Here is a 14,050-nt window from a genome sequence, read left to right on the forward strand (position 1 = left end):
GGTAATTTGACTTGTCAATCGGTAGAATTGGATTTATCAAATAGTCAGCTAGGTTCTCCTCGGTCGTAGCTCAAATCAATGGCCCTCTGAGAACCTGTGCAGAGGTGTTCTTGTATGACCGAGTTCCCTGAAGATTTCCTGAATAACATTGCCGTTGCCCACAAAGTATCAAGCGCTGAGCTACTAGCATTACGTCATGCTCTGGCAGGACAGACGGCAGAGGCAAGTGCAAAAACGCTGGGGGTTAGCGCGGTTGCTGTCCGTAAACGGTTGGGTTCGGTCTACAACAAATTTGCGATACCGGGCGGCACACCTGGAAAGTTAGAGGCGCTGCGAAGAATTTTGTTGGAGAAGCAACGCTCTTTTCAGCCGTTGTCTACTGCATTGCCTTCGGGTTTAGAAGATATTCCTAGCGCTCCCATTTTCTTTGGGCGCACAGCTGAGCTACAGACGCTAGAAAGCTGGATTACCGTAGACCACTGCGCTTTAGTGACTGTGTTGGGCATGGGTGGGATTGGAAAAACTACGTTGACCGCAAAGTTAGTAGAGCGATCGCAAGACAAGTTTGAAGGGGTGTTGTGGCGATCGCTGCGTAACACCCCCCTCCTCAAAGATGTCTTATCTGATATCCTGCAGAATTTGGCTCATCTACCCGCAACTAAACTGTCTGGAGATGTAGAAGGAAGACTAGTACAACTCATCGATTGGCTAAACAGTCATCGTTATTTGTTAATCCTGGACAATGTAGAGGCAATTCTGCAACAGGGTGTGCTGGTCGGTTCTTATAAAGATGAATATGAGGATTATGGTGAGTTATTCACGAGGGTAGGGGTTAGTTCTCATCAAAGCTGCCTGGTGCTGACCAGCCGAGAGAAACCCAAAGAAGTTGCACTATTAGAAGCAGCAGGATCAACGGTGCGATCGCTTCGACTACAAGGGTTACACGCGACAGATGCACAAGCACTACTGCAATCGAGAGGTTTGTCCATTCCAACACATGAGCTAGATGAGTGCAAGAGACTGATCGAACGGTATCGAGGAAACCCATTAGCCTTGAAAATTGTTTCAACCACAATTCAAGAAACCTTTGGTGGCAACATTTCAGATTTTTTAGGACAGGAAGAGGATTCGATCTTTTTAGGAGATATTCGTAGCCTGTTAGATCAGCAGTTTGAGCGCCTTTCTGAGTTAGAGAAAGATGTGATGTACTGGTTCACCATCAATTTGGAACCCGTTTCAGTGGCGGAACTGCGAAGAGACACGGTTTTACCTATTTCTATTGGAGAACTGTCAGAAATCATCGAGTCTTTGAGACGGCGATCGCTGATTGAGGTTGAGCAACGATCATCCTTTACACTACAGCCCGTGGTCATGGAATACATGACAGATCAACTAATTGAACAGGTCTGCCAGGAAATTAAGACTGAGAAAATCGATCTGTTTAATCGCTATGCTCTGCTCAAAGCGGAGTCCAAAGACTATGTTAAAGCCTTGCAAATTCGCTCAATTCTTCAACCAATCATCAATCGACTACTTGCCATCTTTGGTGGTGCAGAAGGAGTAGAACAGCAGCTTAAGCGAATTCTTGCGGCTCTACCCAAACAACGACCGATCACACCAGGATATGCAGGCGGAAATATTATCAACTTACTCTGCCAAATTAAGCAGGTGATTGGTGGTGAGTATGATTTTTCTGATATTGCGGTTTGGCAAGCCGATCTGCGATTTGTTAGCTTACATCATGTCAATTTGGCGGGCGCTGATCTGGCAAAATCTGTTTTTTCTGAAACGTTGAGCAGTATTTTGTCGCTCATGTTTAGTCCTGATGGGCAACAGTTAGCCACAGGAGATGTAGATGGAGAAGTTCGGTTGTGGCACATCGCGGACGGTAAACATCATTTAGCGTGGCAGGGAAAACACAATAGCTGGGTGCGAACTGTAGCCTTTAGCCCGGATGGCACACGTCTCGCCAGCAGTGGCGGTGATCAGGTGATCAAACTGTGGGATGTGAATCAAGGAATTTGCTTGCGTACCTACAAAGTGAAAAACAGTGGCCCGGTGCGATCGCTTGCCTTTAGTGCGGACGGCACCCTACTCACTAGTGGAGGAGATGACTGTCACGCCAGGCTGTGGGATGTCAATACGGGCAAATGTCTCAACACCTTAAAAGGGCACAAAGGCTGGGTGTGGTCAGTTGCATTCAGTGCTGATGGTGTCCTTCTTGCTAGTGGCAGCGAAGATCACAGCGTGCGGGTGTGGGACGTTCGCACCGGACAATGTATTCACACTTTGGAGGGGCATCAAAACTGGATTTCATCCGTTGCCTTTAGCCCAGACGGTATCACGCTCGCCAGTGGCGGTGGAGACTGCTGTATTCGCCTATGGGATGTGCGGCTTGGCAAATGTCTCACTGTGTTTGGGCAGGCAACAGAAAGGCATACCAACTGGGTGTGGTCAGTTGCCTTTAGCCCCGATGGAACGGTACTAGCTAGCAGTAGTGATGACCACACGATCAAGCTATGGAATGTTACTGATGGCACTTGTGACGCGACGCTGAAAGGACACACAAATAGGGTTGGGGCGATCGCCTTCAATTCCAACAATGTGCTAGCCAGCGGCAGTGAAGATCAAACGATCCGGCTATGGGAAACAAACACCCGCAAATGCCTCAAAATCCTCAACGGTTACACTAATCGCATCGGAACTGTTGCTTTTAGTCCGCATGGATTTATTCTCGCCAGCGGCAGTGATGACCGCAAAGTGAGAATTTGGGATTGTCGCACTGGCAGAAGTTCTGCTGCCTTAGGCGGGCACACAAACCGGGTAGGGACGGTTGCCTTTAGTCCAGATGGAATGTTGCTTGCCAGTGGCAGTGATGATTGCACTATTCGGATATGGGATGTTCGCACCTGGCAATGTCTCAAAATTCTGAAGGCTCATACCAATTGGGTTTCTACAGTTGCCTTTAGTCCAGACGGAATGTTGCTTGCCAGTGGCAGTGATGACTGCACCATTCGGGTATGGGATGTTCGCACCTGGCAATGTCTCACTCCATTAAATACACATACGAGTCGTCTGCGTTCAGTTGCCTTTAGCCCAAATGGTTTGCTCCTCGCCAGTGGCAGTGATGATAAAACTGTCAGACTGTGGGATGTTCGCACTTGGCAATGTGTTAAAACGCTTGAAGATGATAACTGGGTCTGGTCTGTCACTTTTAGCCCTGACAGTCGTATTTTGGCGAGTGGAAATGAGGATTGTACTGCCCGATTATGGAATATTGATTCCGGTGAATACAGTGCTTTAGCAGGACATAGCAGTCCTCTCCGGTCGGTAGCATTCAGCCCAGATGGACGCATTTTTGCCAGTGGTAGTGGCGACAAAACAGTTAGGCTTTGGGACACTCAAACGGGCGAATGTCTCAAGATTTTAGAAGGTCATACCAATTGGGTGAAGGCGATCGCCTTTAGCCCCACTGGTGAAACGATCGCTAGCGGCAGTGATGACGAATCCATCATTATTTGGGATGTTAAAACGGGAACACGTCTCACTCTTCTGAGCAGTGAAAAACCCTATCAGGACACGAAAATCACCGGAGCTACGGGCATTACCGACCCGCAAAAAGCCTCATTAAAAGCGCTGGGAGCATTTGAGTAAATAAAATAATGGACAGTGAGATTTACTACTCAAACAGAGTTTGTCAGGCAATTCCCCAATCTTTTGATATAGGATGCGACGCTAATCGTCCAAGTCATTCACGTTCAAATAGGCAGCGAATTGCGCTAATCTCCGACCACGGTGACCCCGCAGCCGAAATTGGATTTGAAGAAGCAGGCGGTCAAAACGTTTATGTTCGTTATGTTGGAGAAACTCTAGCGAAGCTGGGATGGCAGGTGGATATGTTCACTCGCAAAGTGAAACCAGACGATCCTACTGTTGTTCAGCATTCTGCTCATTGCCGCACCATTCGTCTAGTTGCGGGACCGGAGCGGTTTATTCCTAGAGATGAAATTTTTGAGTATATGCCCCAATTTGTAGAAGCATTTGAGGCATTTGGCCGTCATGAAGGAGTTCACTATCCTCTCATCCACACAAACTACTGGCTTTCTGCCTGGATTGGCTTGCAGTTAAAAGCTCGTCATCCTGTGCAACTTGTCCACACCTATCACTCATTGGGAGCTGTTAAGTATCAAACGCTGGCTCATCAACCGGCGATCGCCCTCACTCGACTCGCGGTTGAAAAACAAATTCTTGAGCAAGCAGACTGCGTCATTGCAACCAGTCCCCAAGAACAGGAGTATCTTTACACCCTGGTATCTAGTAAGGGAAGAGTAGAAATTATTCCTTATGGAACTGACCTTGAGATTTTCCACACTATCCCTAAAGCCGAAGCCAGAGCCAGATTAGGATTGAACTTAGATGAGCAGATTGTGCTGTACGTAGGACGATGTGATCCTCGCAAGGGAATCGAAACATTAGTTCGCGCTAGTGTCAAAACTGAGGCATTTGCTGCAGGTCGGTTAAGACTTATCATTGTCGGAGGCAGTTGCCCAGATCAACCCGACGGACAAGAGCGCAACCGAATTGAACGAATTGTTCAAGAAATTGGGCTGAATGAGAGAACTCTATTTGCAGGCCAAGTGAAACACAACATGTTGCCGTTCTACTATGCAGCGGCTGATGTGTGTGTGGTTCCCAGCCACTACGAGCCGTTTGGGTTAGTCGCGATCGAAGCAATGGCTTGTGGCACCCCTGTCATTGCTTCGGATGTAGGTGGCTTGAAGTCTACAGTACTATCCGAGCAAACGGGCTTACGGGTTTTGCCCCAAGATACAGCAGCTTTTGCAACGGCGATCGATCGCCTCTTAATCAATAAAGTTTGGGCAATACAGCTAGGTGCCTGTGGATTAGCACAAGTTCGCAAACAATTTAGTTGGAATAAAATCGTCAGCCAGCTTAGCGAACTCTATCAACTCCTGCTATCACAACAGATTTCCCAATAGCTGGCATCTTGCGATCGCCGTTGAAGACATATTCTATTGAACTGCTACTGCTCGGTCTTTCTAAGCTTCTCTTCAAAAATGGACTGTACCTCACCCTCAGGATCATTCAAGTCAAAGGGATAAGGTTGGTATGGAGCATTGGGATCACGGCGGCTCATCAGTACTTCCAAGGCTGCTCTGAATGCCTCTTCATTGTTTCGATGTGCTGAAATAAATTGCTTTAGTTCTGCATTAGTCATTTGATACAGGTTTTGTGTCATAGGACAAAATCCCAATTGCCATCTTCTTTAATTATCAACGTGATCTCGTCAGCTCCCCCAGCTTGAATGTAAATTGTCTTCAATTTCTGGTCGTAACGGAAAACTTGAATAGGCTGGTACAGATTGGATAGCAACTGACAAAGAAAGATTGCTGTATTGGATTGTTGTTGCGTTGGCAAGCTACAACTTCCATAGTTACGCCGAATGTAGCTTACCAGAAGGGTGCTCGCCAAAACGAAATAGCTGATGTCACGATCGCAGTTCTGACACAGCTGTTTCGCATGGGCTGAAGTGATGGGTGAAATACCGTGTGATGATTCTGCTCACTACCCTAAGCTTGAATCCGGGAATAATCCAGCTAGCGTTTATCTAAAATTCACATGAGCAGACTTCAGGCAATTCAGGTTGACGAAAACACGGTGATTTATGTAGAGGCGACTGAGGAAGTAGAAACGCCTATCACCGTTCCGCAAGAGACTGAGGGAGAAGTGAGACGAGGGGGCGCAAAGGGAGCATTCTCTAAACCGCCAGAGCAGATGGCACGAAGCTTCCAGGCGATCGAGGGCACGATTCGCACGTATACATCACATACGCTAAAGGCGTTTAAAGAGTTGGCGATCGCCGAGGTCAAGAAAGTAACTCTGGAGTTTGGTGTAAACGTCACAGGTGTGGGAGGTGTTCCCTACATTGCCTCTGGTACGGCTGGCTGCAACATCAAAATCACGGTGGAGTGTGCTTTTCCAGAACCAAAGTCTGATGTCCCACCTGCACCATAGGCTCAAAGTAATTGGATGGAATGGGGCGATCGCCGTGCTGAGGGAGGAGTGCGGCAAGTACTAAAGCGTTGGGTGGAGCAGAGCGAAACCCAACCTACAGGTCTACTGCCTGTAATTTGGTAGGTTGGGTGAAGCGCAGCGCAACCCAACGTTCTAATTTTGACGTGCTAGGAAGTTCTTTAGCCAATTTCCAATGTGGTAGCTCTTAGCGACCGAAGTTTACCATTCGCTGATAAAGTCAGCATCAGGACTCGTGGATAGGATTATGAACCCAGTTGATTTAGCATTTGCCCCTGCACTTGAACAGGCTCGATTGATTCGTAAGAAGGAAGTTTCGCCACTAGAACTGGTGCAGCTTTATCTAGAGCGAATTGAACGGCTAGATTCTCGGATTGGCAGCTATTTCACGGTGATCGCTGATTTGGCGCTAGAGGATGCAAAAGCTAAGACTAAAGCGCTGGCTGAGGCAGACCCAGAGGAAAAATTTCCGCCTTTTTTTGGTGTGCCCACAGCAATTAAAGACCTGAATGCACTAGCGGGTGTACCCTGTAGCTACGGTAACCCGATGCTCAAGGATCAGATTGCCACCCATGACGCAGCGGTTGTCAGTCGAATGAAGCAAGCCGGATTTATTATTTTGGGCAAAACAGCGACTTCTGAGGTGGGGTCGCTTCCCTATACGGAGCCGGAAGGGTTCCCGCCGACGCGCAACCCCTGGAATTTAGACTACACGCCAGGAGGGTCAAGTGGTGGAGCAGCAGCGGCGATCGCCAGCGGGTTCTGCTCGATTGCTCAAGGCTCTGATGGGGGTGGCTCAATTCGGGGTCCTGCCTCCTGCTGCAACTTGGTAGGCATCAAACCGTCACGCGGTCGAGTTTCTTATGCGCCTGTAGGCGACTGTCAAAGTGGTATTGCTACTAACGGTCCGCTCGCCCGCACTGTCACTGATGCAGCCGCCTTGCTGGACGTGATGGCAGGCTATGAAACGGGTGACCCTTACTGGCTGCCGACTCCCAGTTCACTATTTATCGAAACCTCACAGCAGGGACTAGCTCAGCCGCTTAAAGTTGCCTTCAGTACGGGAATTCATCCCATTGGGGAAGCTGATCCGGTGGGACAGCAAGCCGTGTTAGAAACAGCTACTCTCATTCAAGAATTAGGTCATACCGTTGAGCAAGCCTGTCCTGATTGCAGCGATTTGATTGAGCCATTTAGCGTGGTTTGGCGGGCAGGTGTTGCTGCGTCAGGTATTCCTGCTGAAGCGCTTGGTTCATTTAACCGCTGGCTGCTGTCTCACAATGACTCTAGCGGCGACTACTTAAGGGCAGTCTGGGCAATGCAGACGATCGCCCGTCGCATCGTCGCCTTTTTTGAAAACTATGATGTGCTGGTATTGCCTGTTTACCTGCATCCCCCAATCCGTGTGGGCGAATTTGCAAACTTAAGTCCTGAAGAAACGCTCCAGCGGATCATTCACTGGATTGCGCCCTGTCCTCCGTTTAACGCGACTGGACAGCCTGCGATCGCCATCCCCGCAACCTTCACTCCAGAAGGGTTACCCGTTGGCGTACAAATCGTAGGTCGTCCCGCTGCCGAAGCCACTATTATTGCTCTGGCAGCTCAGATCGAGTCGGTGAATCGGTGGAGTGAGAAACGTCCAGTGTTAGAGGATTAGGCTCTGATTGAAAGGTTTGATTGTTCGTGCGCGAAAATCAAACCTTTCAATTGGTTTTTCTACACTTTCTTCAGCCAGCTAAACATCGCGCGCAAATCCTTACCCACTTCTTCAATGGGGTGTTCAGCTTCGCGGCGACGCATTGCGGTGAAACCAGCTTTGCCAGAGAGATTTTCCAGGACAAACTCGCGGGCAAACTGTCCAGTTTGGATTTCTTTGAGAATTTGACGCATTTCGGCGCGGGTGTCGTCGGTGACGATGCGCGGGCCACGGGTGTAGTCGCCGTATTCAGCGGTGTTGGAGATGCTGTCGCGCATTTTGGCTAAGCCGCCTTCAACTACCAGGTCTACGATTAGTTTGACCTCATGCAGGCATTCAAAATACGCCAGCTCGGGCTGATAGCCAGCTTCAACCAGGGTTTCGAATCCGGCTTTGATCAGGGCACTCAAGCCACCACAGAGCACGACCTGTTCGCCAAAGAGGTCAGTTTCGGTTTCCTCGCGAAAGGTAGTTTCCAGGATTCCGGCGCGGGTGCCACCGACACCTTTCGCGTAAGCCATAGCGCGATCGCGAGCCTGTCCCGTTGCGTCCTGATAGATAGCAAACAGACAGGGAACACCTTCTCCCTGCTCATAGGTACGCCGCACTAAGTGTCCGGGGCCTTTGGGGGCGACCATCACTACATCCACATCGGCGGGAGGCACTACTTGAGCAAAGTGAATGTTGAAGCCATGAGCGAATGCCAGCACTTTACCAGCGGTCAGATGTGGCTCAATTTCTTGCTTATAAACCGTTTTTTGCACTTCGTCGGGCAGCAAGATCATAATGAAATCTGCGGCTGCGGCTGCATCTGCAACTGGTTTGACAGTTAGCCCCTCTGCCTCTGCCTTGGCTGCCGAACGGCTCCCTGCATATAGACCGACGATGACGTTGACGCCGCTGTCTTTGAGGTTGAGGGCGTGAGCGTGACCTTGAGAGCCATAACCAATGATGGCAACGGTTTTTCCAGATAAAAGGTCTAAGTTTGCGTCAGCGTCGTAATACATACGAGCCATAGGGTTATCTCCTTTGCGGCAGGCGTGGTGATTTTATGCAGCCTTTAATCTTACCGCAGATTTTGCACGCATACTCAATCGTTGACCTATCTCATGCTTCTCTAGGTGCTGCTGAGCCTACCTGCAGATGAGAATTGCGGCGACAACTTAGTTACGTCAACTGATTCTTCTGAACCAGTTGTTTGCTGCGCGCTCTGAGCAATTGACTTTTACCAACGTAAAGACGGCTCTTAGCCCGTAAGATTTGGCTGCGGGTTCTCAAGGTTTGATTGTATTTGTTTAGCTGTCTTCTGGTGGACTCTAAAACATAGTCGTCAGCATCTATGCCAGCGGCAATCCACTGTTGGTACTGGGCGATCAACTCTACAGAAACCACAAACCGCAAAAAGTTGTTTCTTGCAGCCTCTTGTTGATCTACTGTCACAAACTGAATCCAAAACCAGAATAACGCTCTGCCGCTCATGCAGTCAGGAATATGAACCATAGCAATTTCTTGGTGTTGCTTTTACATAATTTATTTGCTATGCAGTCATTTCCGTCTAGCTATAGCGATTGATTTTTAAAAAGCAAAAGGAAGATGTGTCTCTTCCTCCATGACCCTATGCTATTAAACTGCCTGTTTACATTTAGGACAACGATAAATGAAGTTTAATTAACTTTAGTCAACTATTGTTAGCATTTGCAGTTTCAGAACGCCTTCCACTTCAGCAAATGTAACTCGTGTACCGATGGGTTGGTAGGCATTTTGAGTAGAGACGTAGCCGTTCTGCCCGTCCGGCAAAATCACTGGAATCCAGCCAACGGGGTTGTTGAAGCTAAAGATTTCTGCTTGTGACTGGAAAGGAACCGCCTGAAAGGTTTGGCGATCTAACCGCACAATTTCATTTGAAAGGGTTTGAATCACAGGGCTGTTGATATTGGGCTGGGTGCGAACACTTACGTCTTGCCCAATTACAACGACGTGTTCTTCGTAAGGAGTGATGCTGGGTTGGTCTAGCTCTAGCTGTTCTGCGAGTGCTGCATCAAAAGCAGACAGTGCAATGGGACAGAGCCAGGTTTGGTCAGCTTCCCAAACAGGCTGTAAGTTATTTGCTTCAATTACACAGCCGTCTGAAAGGGCTCGCTCCATGTAAAACCAGAAAGGGTCGGTGGGGCTATCGAGGTTAAAGTTTTCAAATCGAACCAAGTCACCATCGTCTCCAAATAGGGTGTAAGGCGTGATGATACTGCGCATGAAGTCGGCATTGCGATCGCGCACTGCTTGCTGCACCTGGGACAAAAATTGCGAGAACTCAGGAGATTGCTCTGTTTGATCGGTCAGTAGTAGTTGAGTTCCATTGAGGTCGCTGGGTGCCGCTTCTGAAGGTGTGGCAGCGGGTGTAATGTTGTCTTCGCTCGCTTCAACCTGAGCCAAATCTTCTGGTTGCGGGCTTGAGGTGAGTGGAATGGCCCAAGCTGCTTGGGTTATTCCCGTTAGCGCGATCGCCCCAGTCAGCAAAATTCTAGTCACACCAGGATGAATCACAGCAGCCTCTTTTTGAGTAAATTCCAGGTTAACGAGCCATTGAGTATTATGCGATCGCCCCCGTCCTTGGTGAATCACCCTTGCTATAGAAAATGAAGCGAAAATTTCAGATTCAGCCGCATTATCAGTTGAGATTACAGGTATAGTAGTGCAAATGTTCTAGTCTTGCACACCCCTATGGAACCTCTCACCGAAGTTCAGCAGCGACTTCTAGATTGGCTTGAAGAATATATTTTTCAGCACAACTATTCTCCCTCAACTCGACAGTTGCGAGAGGCGATCGGCTGGAAATCTGTGTCTGCGGTACGCTATCACTTGAAAAAGCTGCGAGAAAAAGGATGGTTAGACTGGAGCGGGAGCCATTCTCGTGCCTATCAACTGCTTTCTCCCAAAGTGGGGATGGTGCCAATTTGGGGAACGATTTCAGCCCACAGTTTGACCGAGGTTTTTCCCGATCAGGAAGTTGAACGAATCAACCTTTTCTGTTTTCCGCAATTTAGAAGAATGTCGGTCTACGAAGTCTCTCAATGTTTTGCTTTAAGAGTGCGGGGAGACAGCATGATTGGTGCATTGATTGACAACGGTGATGTCGTCATTATGAAGCCGCTTTCTGACCAAAAAGCAATTAAGAATGGCACAATCGTTGCAGCCAGAGTTGAAGGAAAAACAACTTTAAAGTGCTTTTTTCGCAAGTTAAATACTGTGACACTGAAACCCGCTAACCCGATGTATCCACCCACCGATGTGAATGTTTCTCTTGTGGATATTCAGGGCATTTATGTTGGGCTGGTACGGGATTTGATCTAACTGTCAGGACTTTTTTGCGGAGAAGCCCGTAGAACAATGACAGAGGAAATGACCAGCAAGCCGCCAAGAATTTGCTTGACTGACATTGCTTCATTAAGAAAAGCAATGCCTAACAGAACTGTAACAATGGGTTCTAAGGTGGAAAGGATTGCAGCCTGAGAGGTTCCGAGTCGCCGAATTCCTTCAAATATACTAATGATGGGAATGACGGTCGCAATCAGGACAATGCCTGTGAGGGTCAGCCCTGATGGCACACTGTAGGGAAAATCCAGCCCGCTTCCTAACAAGGCAATACTGATAAACGAAATGCCTGCCCCTGTTGATAGGTAAGCAGTCATGGTGACAGGTGGAACGGAACGAATGACGCGAGCACTAAAAGTCAGGTAAAGGGCATACCACGCTCCAGATGCGATCGCTAATCCCAACCCCACTGGTGTAGCGCTTGCCCCACTCAAATCAATGGTCAGCAAGCAACCAATAAACGCCAGCATCAGGGCAACGAGCTGGGGAGAACTGGGGCGATCGCCCTCTATCCTCCAGCCCAGCAGGGTGACAAAGGCGGGATAGGTGTAAAGCAGCAGCGACGTAATGCCTGCCCCCGCATAGTTCAGCGCTGCAAAAAACAAGCCTGACTGAATCGCAAACCCAATTGCCCCCAAAAGCGTAGAGGCGATCGCTTGCTGCACGGGCAATCGCCAATTGCCCCGCCATAGCATCCACATCCACAGCACAACCGCCGCTCCGGCAAATCGCCAAAACAGAGTGCTAGGTAAATCAAGCCCATCTGCGTAGGCAAACTTTCCCAAGATTGGCAGCGTCGCAAACCCACTGGCTGAAAGCATCACCAGTGCAGCCCCAACGGTACTAGAGCGTTGTGCAGATTGATTTTGAATCATGGTTAATTGGGGTCATTGGTCAGGCGCTAGCCGCGAGCTGGGATGGGGAGCGAATGACCAACGATTATGCCAGACCAGACTTAAGCAGGTGAGGCAATCCGCTTTTTGAGGGCTTCAGCGCGTCGTTTGGCGATCGAATTTTTAGGCTCTCTCTCCAAGGCTGCCTCATAAGCTTCAACTGCCTGGGCAATCAACTGCTTTTTCTCATAAGCAAAGCCCATGTTGTTCAGGGCGGTCACGTACCCTGGGTCTTGCTCTAGCGCATCTTTGTATTGCCGAATTGCCAGGTCATACTGCTCTTGAGCCGCGTAGGTAAACCCCAGCGCATTAAGCACCAGCGCTGCATTCTCTCCCGGTTCCAAGTCTTTTGCTTTGAGGGCTTTCTGGAACTGGGCGATCGCCTGCGAATACAGCTTTTTATCGAGAAAAATGCTGCCTAACTCGTAATATTCCTGGGCAGTGCCCTTCTCTTTGTTAAGTTTGTTTTGCAATCGTGAGAGCGTGGTTTCAACCCGCCGAGTTTTAAGCACCTGGCGAAACAGCGCTATGCCTGCACCAAACAGCAAAACCACCAGGATGCTGAGATAGACAACTGGAAGAATGCTATCGTCCATAACCTTCCATCAACTGAAAAATCTTTTGTCTTTACTTTCTCAGGGTACAGCAGAAGGATGAGGGATGAGGGGTGAAAAAGAAAACCCATTTATACGGTTTCTTCTACGGCAGTCCCCAGTAAGTAGCGCGTTCCTCTAACCAGCCTTCTTCGTGTAGGCGGGCGATCGCTTCATTTACTCGGCGGCGCAAATCGTCGTACTGTACGCCTCTGGGCATGACGACAGATAATGCTTCTGCTGATAGCAGCGTCGGCAGCAAATGATAATCAGGATTTTCCTGTACCCAACCGCTGAGAACGCTAGCATCGGCGGCGAAAGCGATCGCTTCTCCCGATTCCAGTTGAGACTGAGCTGCTTCGTAAGATTCAACACCCGTCAGGCGCACCGAAGGAAGGCGCGATCGCACCACAGAAATGGTGCTGGAGCCATTGAGGACGGCGATTGTTTGCCCCCGCAAGTCTGCAAACTGCTGCACAGCCGGATCTGGCGTAATGAGAGCAGCGCCATCCAAATAGTAGGGAAGGCTGAAGTCGATAATGCGGGAACGAGAAGCGGTAACAGTGACTCTGGCGATCGCCATGTCTACTTCACCTTGCAGCACCGCAGCCAACCGGTCCTGATTTGCCACAGGTTGCAGCACCACCGCATCTGAACTGCCTAAAAGCTCTTGTGCTAATCGACGAGCCAGATCAACTTCCAGCCCTGCCAGCTCGCCTGCCTCGTTTCTAAACCCTAGCGGCGGCACATTGTCTTTCACCGCTACGATCAGGTAGCCTCGTTCCTGAATTTCTTCTAGCTCTGCTGCCTCAGCAAGCTGAGAAGCCCAAAAATTCCCTGCAATCAGCCCAATGCTCAAGCCAAGACCAAGACTGAGATGAAGAATCGGGTTTCGCACAGTAGAAATCTACCTGGCTTGAGAATGAAATAGGTCTGAAATTGATAGGGGCTTAGCATTGCCAAGCCCCTACAGTGTCTTGTTCTTAAGCAGACTTGCGTTGAGTTTGAGCCGCAGCTACCTCAACAACTTTGCCAAAACCTGCTGGATCGAGGATTGCCATTTGTGCCAGCATCTTGCGGTTAATCTGGACATCCGCTTTCTTCAGATTACCGATGAGTTGGCTATAGCTCATACCGTGCAGTCGAGCAGCTGCGTTGATGCGAGTAATCCACAGCCGACGAAAATCACGCTTACGCTTGCGGCGATCGCGATAGGCATTTCGCAATGCCTTCATCACTTGCTGATTAGCAGTCCGAAATAGCTTGGAATGGGAGCCGCGAAACCCTTTAGCGAGTTTCAGAATTTTATTGCGGCGTTTACGAGCCACATTCCCGCGCTTAACCCTTGTCATTGTTAGAAATCCTTATCGATATCGATGTACGCGAAATACTTGGGGGCGGTTGTGGGAGAGCTTAAGGATCTAGAGCATTTCTAGCCCCTGGCT

Annotated in this window: 14 protein-coding genes; 5 read left to right on the forward strand and 9 right to left on the reverse strand. The window is 49.1% G+C overall.

Annotated elements, in window-relative coordinates:
* The first annotated feature begins 114 nt into the window (after positions 1-114).
* Positions 115-3,654, forward strand: coding sequence for an NB-ARC domain-containing protein (locus H6G00_RS09775; protein WP_190796580.1), 3,540 nt, complete (start codon positions 115-117; stop codon positions 3,652-3,654).
* Positions 3,655-3,662: 8 nt separating this feature from the next.
* The gene (locus tag H6G00_RS09780; RefSeq protein ID WP_190796581.1) at positions 3,663-5,000 is read left to right on the forward strand and encodes a glycosyltransferase family 1 protein; all 1,338 of its coding nucleotides are present in this window, start codon (positions 3,663-3,665) and stop codon (positions 4,998-5,000) included.
* Positions 5,001-5,044: 44 nt separating this feature from the next.
* Here H6G00_RS09780 and H6G00_RS09785 read toward each other — a convergent pair whose 3' ends face one another.
* Together H6G00_RS09785 and H6G00_RS36585 are read right to left on the reverse strand one after the other, a co-directional pair.
* Complete coding sequence (locus tag H6G00_RS09785) at positions 5,045-5,260, reverse strand: hypothetical protein (RefSeq protein WP_190680036.1); 216 nt, start codon at positions 5,258-5,260, stop codon at positions 5,045-5,047.
* Positions 5,257-5,439 (reverse strand): hypothetical protein, encoded by a 183-nt coding sequence (locus H6G00_RS36585; protein WP_347277263.1) that lies wholly within the window; start codon positions 5,437-5,439, stop codon positions 5,257-5,259. The genes H6G00_RS09785 and H6G00_RS36585 overlap by 4 nt, the downstream gene beginning before the upstream one ends.
* Before the next feature lie 201 nt (positions 5,440-5,640).
* On the opposite strand from H6G00_RS36585, the gene H6G00_RS09790 reads away from it, so the two are divergent.
* Positions 5,641-6,036, forward strand: coding sequence for a CU044_2847 family protein (locus H6G00_RS09790; RefSeq protein WP_190796582.1), 396 nt, complete (start codon positions 5,641-5,643; stop codon positions 6,034-6,036).
* 265 nt (positions 6,037-6,301) lie between these two features.
* Positions 6,302-7,711: an amidase gene (locus tag H6G00_RS09795; RefSeq protein WP_190796583.1), complete on the forward strand. Its 1,410-nt coding sequence runs from the start codon at positions 6,302-6,304 to the stop codon at positions 7,709-7,711.
* Positions 7,712-7,770: 59 nt separating this feature from the next.
* On the opposite strand, the gene ilvC is transcribed toward H6G00_RS09795, so the two are convergent.
* The 3 genes from ilvC to H6G00_RS09810 form a co-directional block, all read right to left on the reverse strand.
* Positions 7,771-8,766 carry a ketol-acid reductoisomerase gene (ilvC, locus tag H6G00_RS09800; RefSeq protein WP_190641642.1) on the reverse strand — a complete coding sequence of 332 codons (996 nt, stop codon included), beginning with the start codon at positions 8,764-8,766 and terminating at the stop codon, positions 7,771-7,773.
* A gap of 151 nt (positions 8,767-8,917) precedes the next feature.
* Positions 8,918-9,250: a hypothetical protein gene (locus tag H6G00_RS09805; protein WP_190641641.1), complete on the reverse strand. Its 333-nt coding sequence runs from the start codon at positions 9,248-9,250 to the stop codon at positions 8,918-8,920.
* A 174-nt stretch (positions 9,251-9,424) separates the two neighbouring features.
* Positions 9,425-10,369, reverse strand: coding sequence for an SH3 domain-containing protein (locus H6G00_RS09810; protein WP_190796584.1), 945 nt, complete (start codon positions 10,367-10,369; stop codon positions 9,425-9,427).
* A 99-nt stretch (positions 10,370-10,468) separates the two neighbouring features.
* Here H6G00_RS09810 and lexA point away from each other — a divergent pair, with 99 nt between their 5' ends.
* Positions 10,469-11,098 (forward strand): transcriptional repressor LexA, encoded by a 630-nt coding sequence (gene lexA, locus H6G00_RS09815; protein ID WP_190641639.1) that lies wholly within the window; start codon positions 10,469-10,471, stop codon positions 11,096-11,098.
* Here lexA and H6G00_RS09820 read toward each other — a convergent pair.
* The 4 genes from H6G00_RS09820 to rplT form a co-directional block, all read right to left on the reverse strand.
* Positions 11,095-11,994, reverse strand: coding sequence for an EamA family transporter (locus tag H6G00_RS09820; protein ID WP_190796585.1), 900 nt, complete (start codon positions 11,992-11,994; stop codon positions 11,095-11,097). The genes lexA and H6G00_RS09820 overlap by 4 nt on opposite strands.
* An 80-nt stretch (positions 11,995-12,074) precedes the next feature.
* Positions 12,075-12,608, reverse strand: a complete 534-nt coding sequence (locus H6G00_RS09825; protein ID WP_190641637.1) for a tetratricopeptide repeat protein — start codon at positions 12,606-12,608, stop codon at positions 12,075-12,077.
* Positions 12,609-12,711: 103 nt separating this feature from the next.
* Complete coding sequence (locus H6G00_RS09830) at positions 12,712-13,464, reverse strand: transporter substrate-binding domain-containing protein (protein WP_199318414.1); 753 nt, start codon at positions 13,462-13,464, stop codon at positions 12,712-12,714.
* A 124-nt stretch (positions 13,465-13,588) separates the two neighbouring features.
* Positions 13,589-13,957, reverse strand: coding sequence for a 50S ribosomal protein L20 (gene rplT, locus H6G00_RS09835; RefSeq protein ID WP_190641636.1), 369 nt, complete (start codon positions 13,955-13,957; stop codon positions 13,589-13,591).
* Between the last annotated feature and the right edge of the window lie 93 nt (positions 13,958-14,050).

It is taken from the genome of Leptolyngbya sp. FACHB-541, assembly GCF_014695875.1.
Lineage (GTDB): Bacteria > Cyanobacteriota > Cyanobacteriia > Elainellales > Elainellaceae > JAAUTN01.